This window comes from Ktedonobacter racemifer DSM 44963 (genome assembly GCF_000178855.1).
GTDB lineage: Bacteria > Chloroflexota > Ktedonobacteria > Ktedonobacterales > Ktedonobacteraceae > Ktedonobacter > Ktedonobacter racemifer.
Window position 1 is genome coordinate 826,916 of record NZ_ADVG01000003.1, and the last position, 22,793, is coordinate 849,708.

Annotated in this window: 14 protein-coding genes, 1 rRNA gene and 1 pseudogene; 6 read left to right on the top strand and 10 right to left on the bottom strand. The window is 55.9% G+C overall.

Annotated features, from left to right (window positions below):
- The first annotated feature begins 256 nt into the window (after positions 1-256).
- Positions 257-1,573, top strand: a complete 1,317-nt coding sequence (locus tag KRAC_RS32645; RefSeq protein WP_007914736.1) for a sensor histidine kinase — start codon at positions 257-259, stop codon at positions 1,571-1,573.
- A complete protein-coding gene (locus tag KRAC_RS32650; protein ID WP_007914740.1) occupies positions 1,570-2,238 on the top strand; it encodes a response regulator in 669 nt (222 codons plus the stop codon). The genes KRAC_RS32645 and KRAC_RS32650 overlap by 4 nt, the downstream gene beginning before the upstream one ends.
- 105 nt (positions 2,239-2,343) lie before the next feature.
- Here the strand turns inward: KRAC_RS32650 and KRAC_RS32655 are convergent, their stop codons facing one another.
- The 4 genes from KRAC_RS32655 to KRAC_RS78535 all read right to left on the bottom strand — a co-directional run bounded on the left by KRAC_RS32655 (position 2,344) and on the right by KRAC_RS78535 (position 5,062).
- Positions 2,344-4,302, bottom strand: a complete 1,959-nt coding sequence (locus tag KRAC_RS32655) for a hypothetical protein (RefSeq protein ID WP_007914741.1) — start codon at positions 4,300-4,302, stop codon at positions 2,344-2,346.
- Positions 4,303-4,519: 217 nt separating this feature from the next.
- Positions 4,520-4,636: ribosomal RNA gene (rrf, locus tag KRAC_RS32660) — 5S ribosomal RNA — on the bottom strand.
- Positions 4,637-4,695: 59 nt separating this feature from the next.
- The gene (locus KRAC_RS71920; protein WP_157507396.1) at positions 4,696-4,935 is read right to left on the bottom strand and encodes a hypothetical protein; all 240 of its coding nucleotides are present in this window, start codon (positions 4,933-4,935) and stop codon (positions 4,696-4,698) included.
- Complete coding sequence (locus KRAC_RS78535) at positions 4,928-5,062, bottom strand: hypothetical protein (RefSeq protein WP_274532144.1); 135 nt, start codon at positions 5,060-5,062, stop codon at positions 4,928-4,930. Before KRAC_RS78535 ends, KRAC_RS71920 begins: the two co-directional genes overlap by 8 nt.
- A 183-nt stretch (positions 5,063-5,245) precedes the next feature.
- On the opposite strand from KRAC_RS78535, the gene KRAC_RS32670 reads away from it, so the two are divergent.
- Together KRAC_RS32670 and KRAC_RS32675 are read left to right on the top strand one after the other, a co-directional pair.
- The gene (locus KRAC_RS32670; RefSeq protein WP_007914743.1) at positions 5,246-6,160 is read left to right on the top strand and encodes an AraC family transcriptional regulator; all 915 of its coding nucleotides are present in this window, start codon (positions 5,246-5,248) and stop codon (positions 6,158-6,160) included.
- 239 nt (positions 6,161-6,399) lie between these two features.
- Positions 6,400-6,927, top strand: coding sequence for a DinB family protein (locus tag KRAC_RS32675; RefSeq protein WP_007914744.1), 528 nt, complete (start codon positions 6,400-6,402; stop codon positions 6,925-6,927).
- Positions 6,928-7,050: 123 nt separating this feature from the next.
- On the opposite strand, the gene KRAC_RS32680 is transcribed toward KRAC_RS32675, so the two are convergent.
- The 6 genes and pseudogenes from KRAC_RS32680 to KRAC_RS32710 form a co-directional block, all read right to left on the bottom strand.
- Positions 7,051-10,059, bottom strand: a complete 3,009-nt coding sequence (locus KRAC_RS32680; RefSeq protein WP_007914745.1) for a winged helix-turn-helix domain-containing protein — start codon at positions 10,057-10,059, stop codon at positions 7,051-7,053.
- Positions 10,060-10,245: 186 nt separating this feature from the next.
- Entirely contained in the window at positions 10,246-11,256 is a 1,011-nt protein-coding gene (locus tag KRAC_RS32685; protein ID WP_007914746.1) for an aldo/keto reductase, read from the bottom strand.
- 387 nt (positions 11,257-11,643) lie between these two features.
- A pseudogene (locus tag KRAC_RS79050) lies at positions 11,644-14,987 on the bottom strand (discoidin domain-containing protein).
- A 42-nt stretch (positions 14,988-15,029) separates the two neighbouring features.
- Positions 15,030-16,153 (bottom strand): IS630 family transposase gene (locus KRAC_RS70330; protein ID WP_420795783.1). Its coding sequence is split into 2 segments (ribosomal slippage): positions 15,030-15,739 and positions 15,739-16,153, totalling 1,125 coding nucleotides; the frame shifts between segments, so codons are not numbered across the junction.
- Positions 16,154-16,538: 385 nt separating this feature from the next.
- Positions 16,539-17,822, bottom strand: coding sequence for a glycoside hydrolase family 16 protein (locus tag KRAC_RS32705; protein ID WP_007914749.1), 1,284 nt, complete (start codon positions 17,820-17,822; stop codon positions 16,539-16,541).
- 338 nt (positions 17,823-18,160) lie between these two features.
- The gene (locus KRAC_RS32710) at positions 18,161-19,267 is read right to left on the bottom strand and encodes a LacI family DNA-binding transcriptional regulator (protein WP_007914751.1); all 1,107 of its coding nucleotides are present in this window, start codon (positions 19,265-19,267) and stop codon (positions 18,161-18,163) included.
- Positions 19,268-19,850: 583 nt separating this feature from the next.
- Here KRAC_RS32710 and KRAC_RS32715 point away from each other — a divergent pair.
- Both KRAC_RS32715 and KRAC_RS62945 read left to right on the top strand, forming a co-directional pair.
- Entirely contained in the window at positions 19,851-20,807 is a 957-nt protein-coding gene (locus tag KRAC_RS32715; RefSeq protein WP_169460973.1) for a DMT family transporter, read from the top strand.
- A gap of 238 nt (positions 20,808-21,045) precedes the next feature.
- Positions 21,046-22,791, top strand: coding sequence for a serine/threonine protein kinase (locus KRAC_RS62945; protein WP_007914755.1), 1,746 nt, complete (start codon positions 21,046-21,048; stop codon positions 22,789-22,791).
- Positions 22,792-22,793 lie beyond the last annotated feature (2 nt).

Consider the following 22,793-nt stretch of genomic DNA (forward strand, 5'->3'; position numbering starts at 1 on the left):
GTATTCATAGTTGTTTGCTCCTTTTTATACCAGACCCCAAATTTTGGGTGTGCTAAGCCATCGGGTTTGTTGTCGTTTCTGCTGTTAAGTGTAGAAGAAAATGGGAGCATCTCCATCCGCGCCAGGGATGACTTAGGGTTGAGATTTGTGCGTGGATAATCTCAACCCTGAGGTGGATGTTAATGCGGATGAGATACGCTACAATGCGGTACAATAGAGAAAGGCGTTTCTATCGCTTCAATAGGAGAAGGCGGCTATGAACCTATTACCGGAGAGTGCAATATTTGAGGTGACATCCGGAGAAGAGCGGCAAGCCTGGCGCTGGGGTTGGTGGCGCGATGTCCGGCTGGGACCAGGCGTCCCTTTTGCCTTTGGGCGAGGTATAGCGATAACCTCGGATATGATCCTTATAAGCGTTTTAGGAGTTATCGGCCTCAGTACGCACGCGCCTGCCGTAACAATCACGCTGATGGAGCTGCTCTTCGGGGGCATTCTCGCGCTGATGCTCATTACAAGATGGCTCAAACATATTATGCTGGTCGTCGATGCCTACCTGGCCGCGATTGGCCTGGGGATAATCCTAAACCTCGTCTTCCCAGGGGCCTGGGGGAACGTGGGCCTCTACTCGCTCTGCGTGATCATCTGCTTCCGCCTGCCGCGCCGCTGCTCCCTGCCCCTGGTGGGCCTATGCATCCTGGCATTCGCCTACACCAATGGGATATTGAGCTTTCTCCCCTTGCCACAACCTGCATATCCGGGAACATCTATCTTCAATCTTATCCTCACAGGCGCGCTGTGCTGGTTTGGCTTAAACCTGCGTGCGCAATACCGGCTCGTCGTGCGCCTGCACGAGGTTCAGGGAGAGCTACAGGAGCAGATGGCGCGCAACGCAGAGCTGGCAGCCGCGCATGAGCGCACGCGGATCGCACGCGATATTCACGATGTCCTCTCACACTCCCTGGCAGTGCTCTCGATCCAGCTCCAGGCGGCTCGGCACCTGCTCACACATAATCCCGAGCGCCTGGCGAGCAAGCTGGATGATATGGCAGCGCTCCTGCGCGAGAGCATCACCGAGAGCCGCCAGGTGGTTGGCCTGCTCAGAGTACAGCCAGCGCCACATGCCAGGAGCGAGAACCTGGGCGAAAGCCTCTCCCTGCTCGCCAGCACCTTTAACGAGCGAACTGGCATCCACTGCCACTTTAACGAAAGCGGGGCGCCTCAGCAGGTGAGTGCCCAGCAGTGGGAAACGTTGCACCAGGCCCTGCGCGAGATGCTGACCAACGCCCACCGCCATGGCGCAGCCGAGGCAGCCGAGATCACCCTCTGCTGGCAAGCTACCAGTCTCAGCCTGGCAGTACACGATAATGGACGAGGGAGCTCCCAACCAGCTCAAGGAACGGAGAGTATTAACGTAGGTGGGCATCATGGACTCGAAGGCATACGCGAGCGGGCCAAGGCCCTGGATGGCGAGGTCATAGCCGGGCCCGCAGCCGAAGGTGGCTTCACGGTCACGCTGCACCTACCACTACAACAGCCTGTTGCAAGCGCTATGCAGAAAGAGAGAACGGCGTGAGCGAGGAAAAGATTCGCGTCCTTATCGTTGATGATCAGCGCCTGATGCGCGAGGGGCTGCGCATCATCCTGGAGGGCGCACCCGACATAGAGCTTGTTGGCGAGGCCGAGAACGGGCTGAGCGCGCTCCAGATCGCCGAGAGCCAGGAGCCTGATGTCATCCTGATGGATATTCGCATGCCCGTGCTCGATGGCATTGCCGCAACCGAGCGCGTTCTCCAACAGGCACTCAAGAGGCCGCGCATCCTGCTCCTGACCACCTTCGATACACCTGAGCTGGTGATCGAGGGCATGCGAGCTGGCGCCTCGGGCTATCTACTCAAGGATTGTAGCGCGGAGGAGCTGTGTACCGCCATCCGGGCCGTGGCGCGTGGGCAGATACTCCTACAGGCATCGAGCGCCGCACAGCTCCTCGCCAGCCTGCAAACAAAACCAGTCGCAGCGGCTCCCTTAAGCGTGGCGGAGCAACTGGGGCTGACCACGCGCGAATTGGAGGTCCTGCGCCTGGTCACGCTAGGGCAGAGCAATACTGAGATCGCCGCCGCGCTCTTCGTCAGCGATGCCACCGTCAAGACCCACATCAACCATATCTTCTCCAAGCTGGGTGCCCGCAACCGCTCTCAGGCGATTATCAAAGCCCGCCAGCTCGGCTTAAGCCGAGAGTGAACTAGAATCAGCGAACTTGCGCCGCCAACGAATCCACTTACATCGCGCTAGCATGACGGCTTGTGAAGTACCTCCCCATTCAATGGGGAGGTACTTCACAAAGAACTAGCGAGCAGAACAATAAAAGATATCAAGATTATTCGACTCAAGAAGCGAGATGGTACGACTCAAAGGAGTTACCACCATCACATCGACTCCTGGTTGTGAGGGGAACAACGCGGTTTTGTATGTAACGTGCTCCCCATCCAGGACCTGGAGCAGATCTGGGTGAGGATCGCCATGCTTGACAAAGATCAGGAAACTTGGACGATCCGCATTGTTAACAGCATCAGTGTATGAGGGAATGCGATTGATAATAGCGTCGGGATGCATGATCGCTACCGGATCAGCCATAATGATCTTGTTATTGGTCTTAAAAGAAATCGGGTAAGCCAGCAAGTTGGTTGCCCAGGCATACTGAATATGCTCTTGTTCCATGTACGCAATGATTGGCTCATAATTTGCCGGGGCAATAGTACACCAGGGCGACTGGAAGGCGAGATCAGGGTTGGTTAATCCATACGTCGTGGTCTGCCCGGCAAGATAGGCAAACAGTAACACAAACAATCCTACCAGCGCTACTGAAGTACGCTGGCGTGATGTACCGCTCGAAAGCTGGACATCTGTGGCATGAGTCGCGCCTCCTGTTTGCCGTCCAGGCCTTTTCTCATAAATGGACATACTTAAGAGGGTAAAAATAGTGGCGAAAAAGAAAGGAAGAGCCATCACCAATGGCGCTGCATAACGCCCACCAAAGTCATCCTGGCACGAAATAAGAATGGAGGCGGAAGCTGAACTTACGCAAAAGAGAACCGCTGAAGCGGTTCCAAAAAGCGCTGGTAGGGTTGCAAGGCGTCGTGCGCGTAGAAGTACGGGATAGTGCCATATAAACGAACCGGCGATAAGGACAACCGAGCCGAGAGTGCACAGGACGCCGATGATAAGCAACGGTGAGTGTATAACTGTCAGAAGCCCACTTTCGAGTGGCGTTGCGCCACTGATAATGCGGGGTCCAACACACGTCGTGTACGAGGAGGCTACCTGCGCTACGGTATGCAAGCGATGAATTGTCCAGCCGCCTCCCAGCCCAAAAATGTACCTGATATTTTGCCATTGATGTGTGGCCCCCCAGATAATTCCAGGAGTAAAGCCTACCACGCATGCAGGGATAGCGGTCACAGCCAGAAGGAGTCCTTTGAGAGAATGCATAAGTGCGATAGGTATTGGTTCTGATGCTCTCACACGTTTAATGATCTCAGCGAAACGATCAATTATGACCCAGAGTGCTGCTGCTACGATAGCCACACTGACCAGAGGGTAAATCCACATGCTAAAACCAACGATGAAGCCAACACCTGCCCAGCGCAGCGCCAGCTCGCGGTTATAGGCTCCTTCGTGCCAGCGAGTCGTCAATCGATAGACTGAGATGAGCAGCAGCAGCATAAGGACAAATGACTCAATCCAACCGCCGCCAGTACGTAGTTCTACAATGCCATCATAAAGGGGGGGAAGCGCTGCGACCAGTGCAGCAACAATGATAAAGCATCTCCTGGCATAGAGAGGTAGCCGTGCGGCTTTCGCTAGCAGCGAGGCCAGCCACCATGTCAAACTAACCAGAACAAGTGAAAAGGCAGTAGTCTCAGCTCGTAATGCTGTCACTGAAGGACCAAAGATGGCAAAGAGGATAGCCGCCACGTAGGCTTCCAGGCTACCAAAATACGGTATGCCGTAAAAGTAAATTGGACGTTCACCTTGCAAAATATGCTCGGCTTGAATACCAAGCAGCGCTTCGTCACCATCAAGTGTACCATGAGTCCGCATGATCAACCAGATGCGTATGATGACTGCTACCAGCAAACACAGCCAGAGCGGCGAAAGCAGCCATGTATACCAGCGCTTCTCCTGCGTTTGCACAGCGTTATCAGCAGGACTCGCCAAGAACGTTTCATTAGCTGCAACCTTGTTAATAATCTTGCCATTGCTTGCAGGTGGTGGCACAACCACATTGTGTTCGTCAACGCTCATAATAGCTAATCATATCCTTCCAGATAATTCCTCGCCCGGTATAAACGTAAATAATTTAGTATCATCGATATGCAAATTCACCAAAAATACACTGCAATCTATTCGACGAATGAGATCGAAGATCACAAGAAAACGTAGGATAAATGGGCTGCATGCATAACACATCCGTCGAGAATAGTTGGAAGAAGACACAAAGAACCGCCTGTGTGGGCGGGTGAAACGGCGGTGTCTTATTTTCCCGTGGGGCTGCCCCCAAAGTATCGTCAGGGCTTAAGGGCTTGACTACCGTGTTCGGGATGGGAACGGGTATACCCCCTTCGCAATAACCACCGGTTCGCCTGCGCATACAAGCGGTTCCAATTAACATGGGGTATAATATCATGACCCTGGCGTTTAGTCAACATTTTTTGCTGACTTTTTAATGGCGATGAAAATTCCTGGCGCATCCTCCACGTTATTACCAATCCGAGCTTTCCTGGCAAAATAGCTCATATTGAACCCCAGGGCTTGTGAATTATTGCTGAGGGACCTCTTGGATAAAGCATATGTCCAGGCAATACACTCCTTCCGTTCTGTATTGGGAACTTCACGCGGGCAAGCCTGGACGGCAAACACAAACTCGACATCAAGCATATGGCAGCGCCCGCAGATCCAGAGGATGCTTCTGCTCTTTTTGAGCCATTCCCCACGCTGACGTTCCGAGAAAATCGGCGGCATGGCGACGCGCGAACTCGGCGAAGAGGGTGGGACGAATGCCCAACACTTTTTCTCGGTCACTGTTTCCTCTGTGCTGAGCTGCAGTCTCATTATCAGATCCCCTCGGTGCGACTCTTGCGGGGTCAAGTGATCTTCTTGATAGGCAGAGTATACCCTTGTACGCTGAGGCAATCTATGCTAAATTGTCTTGAATAGTTGTCTGATCGTCTCAAAAGAGGAGAATGGCATGGATGTGCTCACAGATGTGCTCAATGCACTCGAACTGAAAGGGTGGATCTCTGCGCGCAGGGAGCTTACGCCTCCCTGGCGCTATGACTTTGCCGCCAGTCAAGATATGATCTTTCACCTGCTCGGCTCTGGTAGTGGCTATCTCTCTTTCGAAGGGGACCCGACGCCTCTGCGAGTCGAAGAGGGAGCGGTCCTGCTCTTCCCTTTCGGGCACGCTCACTCGATCTGTGACGAACTGACTTCACCCCTGACGCAAGTCCTACATGTGGACTATTCCGCGCAACGCGAGTACCAGGGCTTTGCAGGTGCGTCCGATGAGTCAAAGATGATGGTCCTCTGTGGCGCGTTCCATGTGGAGCATCCCGGAGCTTTTCCCTTGCTCCACAGCTTGCCAAAAGTGATTCATATCCCCGCAGAACAGGGCCGCACGGTGGAGGGCTTCGCCGAGATTGTGCATGTGATCGCACGTGAAGCGACCACGCCTCGGTTGGGCACGCAGGTGATGCTCAGGCGATTAACCGAACTACTCTTCATTCACGTGATCCGGGTCTGGGTTGAGCAACAAGCGGCCTCTTCGCGAGGATGGGTCGCGGCGCTACGCGATCAGCCCATCAGCACAGCACTTGGCCTGATGCATCAATCGCCCGAACGTGGGTGGAAAGTCGAGGAACTGGCAGAGGCGGTGGCCCTCTCCCGCTCAGTCTTCTCCGCTCGCTTTACCCGTCTTGTGGGTGAGCCCCCTATCACGTATCTCACTCGTTGGCGCATGAGCAGAGCAACCCGCTTGCTCAAGGACAACGTCGAGATAGAAAAGATCGCAGCGCTTCTCGGCTATGAATCAGCAGTAGCCTTTCATAAAGCCTTCAAGCGAGAAGTCGGCATGACCCCGGCCAGGTATCGAAAGCTCGGGTAACCAGTCGAAACGCCCGCCTCAATCCCACTCCCGTACGAAGCTTTCGCGGATTTGTGTGCTCGACAGTTGTAAATTCCGATGGTCAGCGTGCCACTACTGTTTGCACCAGTCCACGTAGGCAAAGGGACTATAGGTTCGGCAAAGAGCAAGATCGAAGAAGTTTTGGCCTCTCCTCTATGTTACGATACTCACACTCCCGCTCATGGGAGCACATCATCGGAAGCAAGGAGCAGACACCCATGACAGAACAGGCATCTCCCATCGTCACATTTTACCTACAAGGTTGGGAGAACTACCAGCAAGCCCTCGTCGCAACCATCGCATCACTTTCATCCGAACAACTTGCCCTCCCTGTTGCACCACATTACTTGTCAATCGGAGAACTTCTCGCCCATATGATCGATGCACGCGTCTCCTGGTTCTCCAGGTGGTTGGGGGAAGAAAATGCCGGTATGGCTCACTGGCATGAGGAGCGGAGCAGAGACGAGCAAGCTGTGCATGAAGCAGCAAAACTGGTCGCCATATTCGAGAAGACCTGGCACGTAATATCTTCCGCCATGACCCGCTGGACTTCCGCTGATTTGGAACAGCTTATTTCACCTCCGGCCTCTCATCAGGCATGGCTACAGAATCAAGGGCTAGAAGAAGAGCCTGCGCACACCCGACAGTGGATTGTCTGGCATGTCCTTGAACATGAGATCCATCACGGAGGCGAGCTTTCCCTGGCATTGGGAACATATGGTCTGAAAAGTTTCTATACCTGGTGAGCATCAAAGATCCCCTTTACCCAGAGCAGCCACATCGGCATCACTCTCACTAAAAGAGCGCCAGTTGCCCATTACGTATCCACGTGTTATCCTGGCGCTCGCACCTGCTCTCCTATTGTGGAATCACACTATCCCTTTCTCGCGCGCTCTAGCAACCATCTGGATGCGGTTCTGGACGTCCAGTTTCTGGCACAGATGCCTGACGTGAACTTTGATGGTGCTGACTGCAACGATCAGCGTGTCGGCTATGTCCTGATTCGACATGCCTCTGGCTACGAGTTGAAGGATTTCATACTCACGCTCGCTCAAGCCACGAGGGCGCGAGGGCAAATCGAGGTTTTTGTCGAACGCTCCAAGCAGTGTGTGCGCGTATCCCCTGGCGCTTCCCGCTCTCTCAAGTCTTCGCAAGAGTTTTCGTAGCGGCTCCCCCAGATCAAGAAAGGTGCGCAGGTAGCCCTCTGGTCCCGCCAGGTTCAGCGTCTCGTTAAGCATTTGCACGGCCTGCTGGCGTCGCTGCAATCCCAAAAAAGCGCTCGCCTGTAGCGCCTGGGCCACGAAGACATTTCTCACGTGTTTCCTCTGCTGCGCCCCTGCCCTCACCACTTCGAGCAAGCTGAGCACGGCGTCATACTTCTCTTCGGCTAGCCAGACTCTGGCCAGGGCGAGCAATTCGTCATCCCACACTTCGCCTGGCGCGTATTCTCTCCCTTGCTCCACGTCGATGCCTCGTTTGCGTAGCACCCACTTTGCCTTTCCCAGGTCCCCCTGCAGGAGCGCCAGGTGAACGGCATTGGCAGCTATGCGTTCGCTTAGCCAGGGGACATTTCCTATGAGCGCGATCTGCTCTGCCTGCCGCACTTCGCGCCATCCTTGCTCGATCTCCCCCTGGGCCGCGGCAATGAGGGCCAGGAGACAGTAGCCATATAACAGCGATTTGATCTCACCACAGCGCTCACCCATCTCGATACCTAGCAGGACGTGACGCCGGGCTGCAGCAAGTTCATTGCGCTCGTAGCAAAGTTCGGCCAGCCCGATATGGATGAAGCCCGCGACTGGCACACGTTGTTGTTCCGTATCTCCCGTGATGTGCAGAGCCTGCTGGAGAATAGCCTCCGCTTCGGTCAATTTGCCTTGATCCACACAGGTCGCGGCCAGGTATCGGCTGGCAAACATGGCGGTGCGCAGGCTGCCCAGAGCCAGGCTGAGGTGTTGGGCTTCTGCCAGCATGCGGTAGGACTCATCCAGATTTCTGGATGTTCCGCTCAGGCCAAAGGCGATATCGGCACGCAGCAGCGCTCGTTCTTTCGGCAGCACCTGCAGGGCCTGTTGGGAGAAAGCAAGCACTTGCGGGAGATCATTGCGAAAGGCAGCAAGCCTGGCGCGCAGAGCCATGATCTCCCCTCGCAGCGCACCTTTTGCCGCTTCTTCGTTTCGCCTCTCAATGGTATCAAGCCTCGTTTTGACCTCCTCCAGGTTACTCTGTCCACTCAAAAGCAGGGCCCAAGCGTACAGGACCTCCAGATGTGGATGCCTTTCGCGCGCTGGGGCAGGAAGTTTCTGTATCCAGGTCAGCAGCCTTGCCACCTCGCCTTTTTTCCACAGCCATTCCTCACCCATGTGCTCAAGCAGACGCCTGGCTCTCTCGGTGTCCTGCGCGGCCAGGGCGTACTCAAGCGCCTCTTCCCTCATGCCCTGCTGCTCATACAAGTCTGTTGCTCGCCGGTACAGGTGTGAGACGAGATCAGGCAGGCTACGTTGCAATTTCTCGCAGAGGAATTCGCGGAATAGGGTATGATACCGATATCGTTGGCGTCCTTCGTCCAGCGGGACAAGAAAGAGATTGGCACGTTCAAGCATGTCGAGCAGACGCCGGGCACGCTCTGCGCTGCCCTGGGCTCTCTCGTCATCACACATGGCGGCACAGAGAGGTGGGGTAAGTTCCGTCAGCAGGGCGGTCGAGAGGAGAAAATGCTGCACAGTCTCCGGCTGCTGGGCGAAAATCTCTTCGGCGAAATAATCAAAGAGAGAACGCTGACTCCCGCTCAAACGTGTCAGCACTTCGCCTGGTCTCTGTTGCCCTCGCATGGCTAGGCCGACTAGGTGCAAGCCCGCGATCCATCCATCGAGCCGCTGCTCCAAGAGAGCCTGTTCCTCATCCGAGAGCTTCAGGTCAGTGCAGGTATGCAGAAAACGTCTGATCTCGCCTGGCGTTACGCGGAGATCGCTGGCGCGCAATTCGACGAGTTCCCCATACAAGCGGGCTCGTCCCAGGGCCAGTGGTGGCTCACTCCGGCTAGCAAGAAGAAGATGCATGCTGGCTGGCAGATGGGCCAGGAGCATGTTCATGCTCTCATGGATCTGTGGATGTGTGATCACATGATACCCGTCAAGGATGAGGACACCAGATGGCCTCTTCCCCAGAGTATTCACCAACGTTGCCAGAACCGTTTCCAGCGGCATCTGGGGGGTCGAGGCAAGCGAGGCAGCAATATCAAAGTCCGTATTTGCCTGTTCTCCCTGCAACGCATACCAGACCATGCTCCAGAAACGGGTGGGGTCGTTGTCTCGTTCACTCAGCGTGATCCAGGCGATGGTGCTTTCGTCTCCCCATTGTTGCCTGAAGCGTTCGCACCACTTGCTCAACAGCGTTGTTTTTCCGAAGCCAGCCGGGGCTGTCACCAACGTGAGTTTGACGCTCAGGCTTTGATCGAGCCGTTCCAGCAACTTTGGCCGTTCGATCATCCTGTCCGCGTGCAGAGGAGGAAGAAAAGTGGTCGCAACCAGTGGCTGACTCTGACTCAACAAGGTCGCGTTGTGCTGGCTTCTCCTCTGGCTCACTAGCCGGGAAGTGACCTCGCGTAGTCGCTCCAGGCCCAGATCTTCGCTGCGTCCAATATAGGTCTTGGCTAGCTTCCCGCCCTGGCTGCGATAGGCGATCCAGTACCACCCTCCCCGTCGTCGGCGCTCCTTACGCGCAGTAAAAGAACCAATTTCATTCACAAAGAAAAAGGACCGGTTCTCCTCCTCAGTCAGCCAGGAATACCACTGCTGCGAACCAACTAGCACCGAGGTCTTTTTGTTCTCTGGTAGTACCAGGACTTCCTGTTCAACTCGTGGGGTGGTTCGTGCCATCGTTTTTTCTTATCCCGTCGATACTTATTAACCCATGTGAGTACAGCATAAACACTGAACACTCCTGCTGTCAACAGAAGCCAACTCGCACCGCCGGGCATTTTGAAATGCCAGTTCCCCTACTCATGCTTGTCTTCCAGGGGGAACTGGCTCAATTTCTCAAAGAAACGCAGGTTCACAGCCTCGTTAAGCTCTGCCCGCTACTTCTCCACTGGCACTCCCCAATAACTCACCAATCTGGCGCATCTGTTCCTGATTGAGTGGGCCGTACTGCATGGCTGCGGCATTCTCCTCTATCTGTTTGACGGTCTTAAAGCCGGGAATAGGGATGGTATGCCCGCTGCGCGCCCAGAGCCAGCCCAGAGCACCCTGTGCCAGGGTACGGCCATCACTCGTCAGGACCTCGCGAACCTGGTCGAGTCGCTGCAACAGTCCTGGTAAGCGTTCGCTATTGAGGTAATTCCACGAAAACTCAGACAGTCGAATATCTTCTCGTCCTATCTGCTCTCTTGAGGTATATTTCCCGGTCAACACGCCCATCGCCAGGGGACCTCTGTTGATACTCGCCAGATTATGTTCTTCGCACACTGCTAAGATGGCAGGATTGTCCTCAAAGACATTGAGTGTATGCTGAATGGCCGTACAATGAGGCCCATGGGCGAAAAGGCTCGCGCGTTCTGGATCGTCCGTGCTCCACCCATAATAGCGAATTTTCCCCTCCGCCACGAGTTGTTCCATCTCTTCACGTACCTCTACGGCCCTCTCAAGATCATAGTCATTAAAATGGAGTTGGTAGAGGTCGATATAGTCCGTTTGCAGGCGGCGTAAGCTCCCTTCGCAGGCCCGACGAACGCCTGATCGAGGATCATCCAGACCACCGGTAATTCTACGTGTTTCTTCGTCGAACTGGTCCCCGACCTTGGTGGCGATCAGCACGTCTGCGCGCCGCTTTCCTAGCGCCTGGCCGAGGATACGTTCGCTATGCCCACAACCATAAACTCCGGCCGTATCAAACAGGGTCACGCCCAGGTCGAGCGCCCTCTGAATAGCTCGAATAGACTCCGCATCGTCTACTTTGCCATATCCTAAGGCCAGGTCGCCCGCCCAGAACGGCCCGCCAATCGCCCAGCAGCCCATACCCAGCGCACTCACTTCGATGCCGCTTCTTCCCAGCGTTCGTGTCATTTCTGCAGACATTGCTCTCTCCTCTTCAAATAACATGTTTATGACATGCGTCCGTTTTCATGCTCCAAGCATAAACGCAAACACGTTTCCCGCCATCCACCAGAAGGAGAAGCATCAGGAGTATTTTTCCAGAAGCACAAGAGGATCTCTGCCTGATTTGGGAGGCAAAAATCCTCTTGTTATGGGTGTTTCTACCTCCATTTTTCTCCCAAACTTACCAAACATCTTTAGACGATGCAGGAGGAGGCAGGTCGTTTAAGCAGGTGAGCCGTGCGCCCATACACGAACTGGTCCAGATCCTCTGCGGTGAGTTTGCATCCATGATCAGTTGCGACCTGTTGCCAGAAAGCGGGACGGTGGACCTCATGAGGTCCACCGTCCCGCTTTCTTATCATAGGCTCAGGCGTAGATGCCGAATTCCCAGAGGGAGTAGCCATAGGTAGTGCCGCGCTGCGTGGCGTACAGGCGTACATACCTGCCGGAGCCGGTGACATCGAAGTCGTCGAAGCCTCCGTCGCCGCTGGTGGTTGAGTAGATCGTCGTCCAGTTGGTGCCGTCGTTCGAGGTCTGGATCTGGTAGGCCTTGCTATAGGCGCTCTCCCAGGCCAGTTGAATGTGCTTGATCGTGGTCACCTGGCCGAGATCAACCTGAACCCACTGGGGATCGCTCCAGTCGCTTGCCCAGCGCGTTGAGAAGTTGCCATCGGTCGCGTTAGACGCCGGGAAGGGCGCGCCATTGCCCGTTGCCTGGTAGGACGAGGCGGTTGTGGGCTTGCCATTTGACACATTGGTCCCGCTTACCGGCGGCGGGCCAACCTTGAATGACTTTGTCTCGATGCCGACGTTCCCCTGGCCATCGTAGGCATAGACGTAGACTTTCCAGACGCCCATCTGCTGCGGAGCGGTAACCGAGAAGGTTCCCGTACCTGTCTGAGTAAAGGTGGCGTAGGAGAGTCCCGTACCTCCATCGACGTACTTATGGGTAAACATCAGGTTATAACGGATCGGGTCGTTGTTGGGATCACTGGCGCTCACCGAGACAGTAAACTGGCCGCCCGCCGGAACATTTGTCGACGGACTCACCGACATACTGGAGATGACGGGCGGAGTGTTGGCCGAACTCTGCCCGCTATAGGCCTGCTTGAGCGAGTGATAGGCCAGCCGCTTCCAGCCACCAGTCAACAGATTCAGCCATACACCACCAAAGTCGTTCTCGATGCCGTAGTTGAAGAGTGTTCCACCCAGGGCCACGCCGGTATGCCCCGTGATGCAGTTCCAGTCGCTGGGATAGGCATCGCGCTTCTGCATATCGGTTGGCTCCGTGGGCACGCCGTTGGCGTCGTTGGGAACCTCCCACTCGCCTGGGGCGCCACCCTCGGTGAGAATGTATGGTTTGGTGTAGCCACCGTTGATCCAATCCTGCTTGACCGAACAGACCGCGCCATAGGAATTGACCGCGTAGAGGTCGAGATTGGGCGAGTTGGCCTTATAATACGCCCAGGCTCCCGTCCAGGCATCGGTCGAGGTAACCGGGTGATTGGGATCGATGGCGTGAATGGCCTGGGCTACCTGGTCGACGTACTGTGCATAGGCGTTGCGCTCCTGCTCAAGCTGCGTGCCTGAGTAGGTATTCTGCATCGTGAGAATGACCTCGTTGCCAACGTCCCACATGAGTACGCCTGGATGGCTCTTATAGGTCGTAACCCAATTCTTAATGTCATTGAGAGCGTTGGTCTTATAGGTCGTATCGTTCAGGTAGTCGGCGCCCTGGTTAAGCCAGAAGCCATTGACAACCTTGATGCCATAGGCAGCCGCTGAATCGAGAAGGGGCTTGGATGAGGCATCCGTCCCCCAGGTGCGAATGGTATTTACGCCCATCGATTTCAGGTCGGGCATATAGGCATCGGCGGCTGCGGCGGGCGGGCCATAAGTCAGGCCCTTGACCTGGTAGGGTGAGCCATTCACGTTGAGTTGCCAATTCCCCTGGGTACCCGTGACGTGAATGACGCTGGGCGTTGTGGGTACAGGCGGCGTCGTAAGCGGGGTTGGTGGGGTACCGGTCTTCTGAGAAACAGAGAGCGAACCCAGGCTGAGCGTTCCACCTGAGGAGGTGGCGCTACTGGGCGAGGTACAGCCACAGACCGTATTGGGGAAGGAGCCGCCGATGGCGAGATCGAAGACCATGAAGAAGCCATGATCGATGGCCGCCTGCCAGGTACTCACACCAACCTGGCTCTCGCTCACAATCCAGATCTGCTGGTTGTCCAGGTAGAAGCGCACCTGCTCGTCCGAGAGGGTACGGTCAATGATCACAGAGTAGGTGTGGTAGTCGGTCTGGCAGCCGGAGCAGGTCGCCAGGCCGCTGGTCTTGCCGTTATACTCGTTGCAGGGACCATTAGGCGCGATCCCACAGTGCATGGTCGCGGCCTCCAGGCTACGCCCATTGACATCCTCCATGACGTCCAGCTCGCCTACAGCGGGCCAGGACGAGATATTATTACGATAATCGGCGCCCATCAGCCAGAACTTCGGCCAGTAGCCCAGGCCGTTGGCGGGATTAGGCTGCTTAATGGAGGCCGAGATCATCATCTGGCCGCCCGCAGGGGCCGCGAAGTCGCTGCGTTTCGTCTCGATGCGGCCCGAGGTCCATGAGCCATTGGAGCTCAAGGCCGTAATGTTGAGGTGACCGCTGCCATCGAGGGAGACGTTATTGGTCGAGCTGCTCATCGTCTCGACCTCGCTGGTGCCCCAGTTAGCCGGGCCGCCTGGATAGCTCGTCCCAGTATCCAGGGTCCAGTCGTTCGCGGAGGGGGAACTACCAGCCGAGCCAGCGAAATTGGCGCTCCAGACGGGGGTCCAGCCCGCAGGCTGCGTCGGAGTGGGCGTTGGCGTGGTAGAGGTGCCACCGGTATAGACCTGGAACTCCCAGAGCGAGTAGCCATAGCCAGTCCCGCGCTGCGTCCCATACATACGGATATAGCGTCCACTACCAGAGATGTTGAGGTCTCGGTGCCACCGGCCCCTGTAGTGGTCGAGTAAATATTTGTCCAGGTGCTGGCATCATTGGAGACCTGGATCTGGTAGGCCTTGCCATAAGCGGCCTCCCACTGCAAGACGACCTTACAGATGCTTTGGGAGCTACCCAGGTCGACCTGCAACCACTGTGGATCACTGGAGGCGCTGCCCCAGCGGGTACCAGTATTGCCGTCAACGGCGTTGCTCGCCGCCAGGTCACTACTCTGGATGGAGGAGGCCGTCGCGGACTTATTCAGCGCGGCGTTGGTTGTGCCGCAGCCCGTCCCCTGGATCGTTCCATAGACCTGGAACTCCCAGAGCGAGTAGCCGTAGCCGGTCGCGCGCTGCGTCCCATACATGCGCACATAGCGGCCCGTGCCGGAAATATTGAGCGTCTCCGTTCCACCTGCCCCCGTAGTGGTGGAGTAGATGCTGCTCCAGTTGGTTCCATCGCTGGAGACCTGGATCTGGTAGGCCCTGGCATACGCAGACTCCCAGTTTAGCACCACCTGGCTAATGGAGGCCGTCGCGCCAAGATCCACTTGCAACCACTGTGGATCGCTGAAGGCACTCCCCCAGCGTGTGCCTGTGTTGCCATCCACGGCAGCCGAGGCAGGGGTGCCAGCCGATTCCGTTGAGGAGGCTGTCGCGGGCTGATTCAGCGAGAGCAGGGTAGCCGCGGCATGAACCTGGGAGATCGAGGTGAAGAGGGGCGAGGCTAGCAACAAACTTACAAGAACAGTGGAGATCGCGAGGCTTAAGGCTAGTAGTCAGTCCAGTTTGTTATTGATGGCAGGATAGAGATCATGGAGCGTGTCCCGAGCATCGTTGCAGGTAAACCGCCACGAAATGGTACAACGCAGAGCATTGCGCTCTGCCTGCAATGTCGCGATGCGCTGGCGCAACTCCGTCAGACTTCGCACTCGACGCGAGAGGCAGCCACGAGCAAAGATACCGATCTCAATTTCTGCCATGTTGAGCCAACTTCCATGTTTGGGCGTGTAATGAAACTCCACCCGCTGCAAAATGCGCCTGGCCTCTGCGGGCTCAAAGGCTTCGTAGAGAGCCGCTGCGGTATGGGTATTAAGATTATCCTGCACGAGGCGAATGTACTCGGCGTGCGGATAGACCTCATCGACCAACCATCGGATGCAGTGCGCATAATCAATCTTCGTCCGCCGCTGGGTCATCTCGACGTGACGCCAGCCCGCAAGCGGCTCGACAAAGAAAAACAAATTGGCGGTGCCCAAACGCTCATACTCATAATCGATGCGTTCAACGTGCCCTGGTTCCATCGGCAGAGGAGGCCGCACGTCGGCCTCTGGGGCCACCAGTTTCTCGTCAAAACAAACGGTTGGATAGCGTGGATCGTAGTCTTCCTCGTACAGATCGAGGACGTCTTCCATGGCCGCGACAAACTCGGCTCCTACCGTTGGAATGCACCAGTGCTCGTGTTGCCAGGGTTTGAGTTCGTTTTTTTCAGGAGCTGGCGAATGGTTTCTGGCGAGATCGATTCGACAAAGCCCAGTTCAACGACTTTGCCTGCCAGCAAGCGCAGCGTCCAATGGTCATGTCCATCAGGAACTGGACTGCACGCAATGGCAATCAAATGGGCGGCTTGTCCTCCCGTGAGTGCCTGCCGATGGCGCTGCTGCCGCTTGTCGTGCAGAACCGCTTCGAGTCCTCCTTGTAGGTACAACTGTCGAACACGAATGGAGGTATTGCGGCTGATATCGAAGGCGTCACAGATCTGTTGGTCGGTCCAGCCTTCAGCAGCTTTGAGCAAGACGCGTGCCCGGGTAAACGTGCGAGCATTGGCTTTGCCTGCATGGATGAAGGTTTGCAGCGAGGCGCGATCGGATTCGGACAACGCGACGGGAATGGGATGCTTCATGGCGGGCTCCTTGCTTTTCCATCAGTATCTCACTCCTGTCAATTCCAATTTGGACTAATCACTAGCCCCTTAAATCTTTTACGAGTGCGAGCGCGAGCATCAGAATGCGGACGAGCGGCGAGAGGAAGATCAGCCCGCTTGTCCATGACAGGTTGGGGCATCGCATAAACTCCCTTCATGCACTGAAGTAGGAACATTCCTTTGTCCCTAAGCAAATTTGTAGGGTCCATGCTTGCATGGACTGCGAGCGAAGCGACGTTCCCGGGCACAAGAGTCCATGCAAGCATGGACCCTACAAATCGCCCCCAATTACAGGAACTACGGGAATAAGGCGAGCCGGGAGAAGTCCCGGCTCCCTTTTTGTTAAGATCCTTCGGTAACCCGGCTATGGATGCGTCCAGGTGTACCAGCCAGTGTCGTACTGGAGGCCACTCTTCTGGTAGGTGAAGGAGTATTGGACAGTTTGGCCTGCGCTAAAGCCGCCAACGTTATACTCCCAACGCCCGGTGCCGCTGTTATAGCTCATGTAGACGTTCTGCTGCGTGTTGCTGCCCACGATATAGTGCACGATCACATAGCCCGCCGTCCAGTTACAAGCCTGGAACCAGAGGAGGCCCGTACTGGCATTGACGTTCTGTGCACCCTGGGTGAAAGTGCTTCCCGTACAGCCGCCACTGGGTGTGGGCGTCGGTGTGGGTGTAGAGCCAACAGGCGTCGGTGTGGGAGTGGGAGCCGTCCCACTCGAGGTATAGACCTGGACATTGTCAACGAGCATTGGCACATTGGGCTGGGTCGCGGAGGTGGGCGTATTGGTGCCGGAGACGCCGTTGGGGAAGCCACCCCCGATGGCGAGATCGAAGATTATAAAGAAGCTATGATCGACGGCACTGGACCAGGTCGCCGCGTCAACCTGCGAGGCACTTACGGTAAAGTAGTTGACGCCATCCAGGTACCAGCGAATCTGCTCTGGGGAGACACTGCGATCAATGATCTCAGTATAGGTATGATAACCGGTCTGACAGCCTGAGCACGCCCTCTTACCGCTGCCAATACCCGTGGTTTCATTGCAGGGGCCGCCGGGCGAGACGCCGCAGTGCAGCGTGCCATACACCGAACTCAGGCCGTTGACATCCTCCATAATGTCAATCTCGCCATCATGAGGCCAGTTATGGTCTGTGCGGAAGGGAGTTCCCAGGGTCCAGAAGGCAGGCCAGTAGCCCAGAGCCGCCGAGCCAGAGACATTGGGCTGTTGCAGCGAGGCGGTAATCTTCAACTGACCGCCAGCGGGCGCGGCAAAGTTATCCTGCACCGTTTCGATGCGCCCGGAGGTCCAGTTTCCGCTCCCGTCGCGCCTTGGGGTAATCGCGAGATGCCCATTTCCATCCAGGGAGACGTTAGACGTACTGTTGGTCATATTCTCAATCTCGCCAGTACCCCAGCCCGTGCCAGTATCATACTTCCAGGTACTTGTATTTACACCGGTACCAGAGGCCCCATTGAAATCCTCGTTGAAGACCTGATTCCAGGTAGCAGCCTGGGCGCTTGACGTCTTACCATAGGGAAAAAAGCTTAGAGCGGCGAAAACCAGAGCGGCAATAAGCAGGAGGGCCGCGATGTGGAAGGTGCGCCGCCGTCCTGGCGGTCGCGAGGAAACAAAATTGCTTTGCATGGATTGCTCCTTCTCCGATGACATTATCGGCTATAGCAAATCAACATCCTTGTATTTGAGCTACTGGCACAGCTCCTGTGCCTTTAGCTCTGCTATCGCGGAAATGGGTCATACGCGAGATCGCTGCTAGATACAGCTTGTTTGTGGTTGCAACCACCCCCTTTCCGGGTTAAACATTACAATGTAAAAACACGACAACATGATGACTAGTGATCAAGCTATTGTAGTGCCCATACTTGGCATGAACTTCTCGCCACTGCGTGGCTCGCCGGGGTAAAGGGGTGTGGTGGTGGCGGGCGCAGCCCGCCACCACCACACCCCTTTACCCCGTATATCTTCTACGTCTTGACGGACAGGGATGCCTGGGTGCTGGATGCTCTAATCACCATGCTGGTTGGTAGTTGCAGGTGCACAGGTTGATCCCGCTCGGAGAGCTGAAGAAATTCTGTTGACGCCTGGACTTGCTGCGATGCTTTTGGGCCAGCGAGGTATTGGGGGTCGATCATGTTCAAGAGCAGCTCGGTGGCTCTGCGACCCATTTCAGAGAAGGGCTGGTGCACAGTGGTTAAAGGAGGGCGCGTATAGGCAGAGAGCAGGTTATCATCGAAGCCCACAATCGTCACATCTTCTGGGACGCGGATTCCCTGCTGCTCCACGTACTCCAACACACCATAGGCCATCTGGTCATTGGCGACAAAAATGGCGCTGGGCCAGCTCGCCCGCTCACGTGCGAACAATTGCTCGGCACACTGGCGGCCATGCAGCGGCTCAAAACCGCCCTGAAGGAGCAGCTCAGGCTCAGGCGCGATCCCTGCCTCCTGCAATGCCTGGCAGTAGCCCCTATAGCGCTCATTCGCCCAGTAGTAATACTGTGGACCCCTGATATGCGCAATGCGTTTGTGGCCAAGTTCCAATAGATAGCGGATCGCAGTGCGAGCACTCTCCCTGTTATCAATACCCACCCAGGGGATGTGTCCAGGCTCCTCCTGGTCATCGATCAGGACGATGGGCAAACCATCTTGCGCAAGGCGGGTAATCTGAGGCAGGAGTTCATCTGTAAAGATCGCGAGCAGGCCGGAGACCAGGTGCAGATTTAAAATACGCTTGACCACTTCAGAGTGATTGCACTCGGCATTGGCGAAATTAATGCTGTAGAGAACGATTTCATACGCGCTATCTTCGATATATTCGGCGACGCCACGTATAATCTCGGGTAGAGCGGGCCAGACCAGGGGAGGAGCCAGCACCCCTATCAGGTGCGTATTTCCGCCCGCCAGGCTAACCGCGGTAGCATTAGGCACAAAATCATGTTCCTCAACCACGCGCATAACGCGCGCGCGCAACTCGCCATTCACGGATGGATTGCCGTTCAGCACACGCGAAGCCGTGGCCTTCGATACGCCTGCCAGGCGCGCAATATCCTGAATGGTCAGCTTTTTCTGCATGCCCACGCTCCCGCTTCTTCGCGATACACTTCTAGTAAACAACTATGTTGTTGTGAAAAGTATAAGTTAGAAACCGGTTTCTGTCAAGCGCGCTTAGATTCTAGGGTGCGATTCTTTTTTTTGCAGAGAACGCCCATAGCCGCCACATTTATGATTTTGCTGGGAAATGTTGTCCGTACACGTTTCGAGCTTGGAAAGGAACCCACCACACGAGAAGGCTCCCCAGGCCGGTAGGGACCAGCTTTAGCGCGTCCAAACGCCATTTATGGCAGTGCGGCGCAAGTCTGGTTTGGCCAGTGAAGAAGCGCCCTTTCACGCGGCATGACGCAAGGGAACGCTTCGGGCTGCGCCCACAGGCGATCAATCGCCTTCGGACGCGGTAAACCGGGTCCCTACCGAGGGGTGCGTTCCTCAATTTCCCAGCAAAGTCACAGTCTGCTTGGCGTAACAAGATAGACAATGGCAGAGAAAATCGCGTATGCTAGGAAAGAGGCAAGCCTTCTCTTTTTTGTGCCGATCATATGGTTTTGAAAATCATCAGGAAAATGAGAGTCTCGCTATTGACCTCACACGCGGAGGGAACATGACACGCAAAGGCTGGCTCCTGTTCACCGCAATGTCGGTGATCTGGGGCATTCCTTATCTCTTCATCAAAATTGCGGTGCAGGAACTTGACCCTATTGTTGTTGTATTTGCTCGGGTTGGGATTGCCGCTCTTGCTCTGCTCCCGGTGGCAGTCCACCAGGGAGTATTGCGGCGACTGCGCGAGCGCTGGCTCACTGTTGCCGCGCTTGCCTGTGTGCAGATTGCCGGACCGTTTCTGTTGATCAGTTACGGTGAGCAGCTCATCGCATCGTCGCTCACCAGCCTGCTCATCGCCGCCGATCCACTTCTTGTTGTACTCTTCGCACTCCGCTTCGATCCGAGTGAGCGAGTGAGCGGCTCGCGCCTGATCGGTCTGCTGATCGGCCTGGGCGGCGTGGTAACGCTGCTGGGTCTCGACGCAGGCGGAGATATGCAACAGTTGCTCGGAGCAACACTGGTCCTGCTCGCCGCCGCAGGCTACGCTGCCGGCGCTCTGCTCATCAAACGACCAACCATCGCCGCTCTGCCCAGCCTGGGAGTGGTGACCGTCGAGTGCATTACTGCGACCGTTGTGCTGGCGCCACTAGCTGTGACCAGACTGCCCAGCAGGATACCCGATCTGGAGGTGATTGCGAGCCTGCTTGTGCTCGGCCTGATCTGCACGGCGCTGGCTTATCTCCTCTTCTTCGCGCTGGTGGCCGAAGTCGGAGCCGGTCGGGGTAGCGTCATTACCTACGTCAATCCAGCGGTCTCTGTCCTCCTCGGTGTCACTTTGCTCGCTGAGCCGCTCAACGCTGTCATCATCGCAGGATTCCTGTTGATCATTGTCGGGTCCTGGCTATCCACCGGCGGCGTCTTACCACCACAGTTGAAGCACCTTCTTCGGACAACCCGACAGCAACCAATCAGTCGCGACACCGAGGTCAGCGAACTCGCCGCTCCACCCAGAAAATAATCAGGAAGTGGGTAGAAATGAGTGAGAGCGTGGCTTGCCGGGCTAATGCCCGGCAAGCCACGCTCTCACTCATTTATCCTTGACCATCACAGGTGTGAGGAGACAGACTTGACGAGCTAATAATGCAGGCATACAATACATGTGGAAACATAAATTAACACAAATCGGACTCTTTACCATAGAAAATGTTCGCTTCTCTGCTTCCTCGCGATCAGCATATTTACCAGAAAAAGAGGTCATGATGACCAGCTTAATCGGCAATAGAGCAGGCCAGAGACTTGGCAACTATCAGTTAAAGCGGCTCGTAGGGCGGGGAGGGTTTGCCGAAGTGTATCTTGGAGAGCATGTCTATCTCCAGACGCTGACAGCAGTCAAAGTTTTGTCTATACAACTCACGCAAGAAGACCAGGCCGGATTTCTCAATGAGGCACGCACCATCGCCCACCTGAAACATCCCAACATTCTCTCGCTCCTTGAGTTCGGTGTGCAGGAGGGTGTGCCTTTTCTGGTGATGGACTACGCCCCCCATGGCAGCTTGCGGGAACACTATCGCCAGCAGACGAACCTTACACCCATCAAGGTCCTTCCCCACATCAAGCAAATAGCCACGGCCCTTCAATATGCCCATCAGGAACACACCATTCATCGCGATATCAAGCCCGAAAATATCCTGCTGGGTCCCAATGGGGAGGCCCTGCTCAGCGATTTCGGCATGGCCCTGGGGACACAGAGCTCACGCACACAGGATATGCAGGAGATAGCAGGTACGGTCGCGTATATGGCTCCTGAACTGCTGCAAGGCAGGCCCACACCCGCCAGCGATCAGTATGCCCTGGGCATCGTTCTCTATGAATGGCTCAGTGGGAACACACCCTTTCACGGCAGCTTTACCGAGATCGCCAGCCAGCATTTATTAGCGCAGCCACCAGCCATCCAGGCTCCCTCAGTCTCACCTGAAGTGGAGGCTGTCATTATGCGCGCCCTGGCAAAGAAGCCCGAGGAGCGCTTTGAAAACATTCTAGCCTTCGCCGAGGCCTTCGAGCAGGCCGCTCTCGAGGTTGACGAGACCTTCAAGGCCGCCACTGGCTGGATGCCACCCGGCGTCTTGCAGCAGATCAAGACCGCGCCCTCTATTGAGAGACAACCAACGCTACGTGAGAACACTCCTCAACCTGCTAGCACACGACCTTCCACAGCACACCAGAAGCTTCCCTCGACAAAAATCGTTCGTGGCCGCAAAGTGCTATCGCGTGGTCTGGGCATAGCACTGATTATCCTGGCGTTGCTGGTCGCCACGAGCGGGATTGCTCTAGCCGCATTTAGCTTTAACGCTGGGCGTTCTAACAACAACCCTCAAAGAGGCACGCAAGCGCAGCCCCAGGTTCAGGCCAATGCCGCCATATGGCAGAACACCTACACACGGGTAACCAGCCAGAAGCCTTTCTTCTCCGATCCTTTAAGCCGGAACACGAACGGGTGGGATAATGCCGCTGCTAAAACGCGTAGCTGTCTCTTCGCCGATGGCGCCTACCATGCAAGTTCGCTCACGCCCTACGCCCTCGCGCTCTGTGGCAGCAGCAAGCTTCCGGACAATTTAAGCAATATTGGTTACCAGGTTCAGATGAACATTCTGCAAGGCGACGAGGGCGGCCTGGTCTTCCGCGTGACCCTCCCTTCCTCAACCCAGGTACGCGCCTACGTCTTTAGCATCAACCGCCATGGCACCTATGATCTATGGGTCATCAACGGCCATTATAAAACACTCCTTTACAGGAGCAGTAAGGCCATTCACACTGGACTGAACAAGCCCAATCTACTCTGCGTCATCGCACAGGGGTCGCAGATCGCGCTCTATATCAATAAGCAGTACGTCGCCAGCGTGATTGATACATCTGCGACCACAGGCGCATTAGGCCTCTTTGCCCGAGGATTACCCTCAACAACAGATGTAGCGTTTAGTAAACTAACAGTCTGGAGACTGTAGCC

Coding starts and splice junctions, on each gene's coding strand:
- KRAC_RS32645 (WP_007914736.1), top strand. CDS start 257: ATGAACCTATTACCGGAGAGTGCAATATTTGAGGTGACATCCGGAGAA.
- KRAC_RS32705 (WP_007914749.1), bottom strand. CDS start 17,822: ATGCAAAGCAATTTTGTTTCCTCGCGACCGCCAGGACGGCGGCGCACC.
- KRAC_RS32680 (WP_007914745.1), bottom strand. CDS start 10,059: ATGGCACGAACCACCCCACGAGTTGAACAGGAAGTCCTGGTACTACCA.
- KRAC_RS32670 (WP_007914743.1), top strand. CDS start 5,246: ATGGATGTGCTCACAGATGTGCTCAATGCACTCGAACTGAAAGGGTGG.
- KRAC_RS32715 (WP_169460973.1), top strand. CDS start 19,851: ATGACACGCAAAGGCTGGCTCCTGTTCACCGCAATGTCGGTGATCTGG.
- KRAC_RS32685 (WP_007914746.1), bottom strand. CDS start 11,256: ATGTCTGCAGAAATGACACGAACGCTGGGAAGAAGCGGCATCGAAGTG.
- KRAC_RS62945 (WP_007914755.1), top strand. CDS start 21,046: ATGATGACCAGCTTAATCGGCAATAGAGCAGGCCAGAGACTTGGCAAC.
- KRAC_RS32710 (WP_007914751.1), bottom strand. CDS start 19,267: ATGCAGAAAAAGCTGACCATTCAGGATATTGCGCGCCTGGCAGGCGTA.
- KRAC_RS32655 (WP_007914741.1), bottom strand. CDS start 4,302: ATGAGCGTTGACGAACACAATGTGGTTGTGCCACCACCTGCAAGCAAT.
- KRAC_RS32675 (WP_007914744.1), top strand. CDS start 6,400: ATGACAGAACAGGCATCTCCCATCGTCACATTTTACCTACAAGGTTGG.
- KRAC_RS71920 (WP_157507396.1), bottom strand. CDS start 4,935: ATGCTTGATGTCGAGTTTGTGTTTGCCGTCCAGGCTTGCCCGCGTGAA.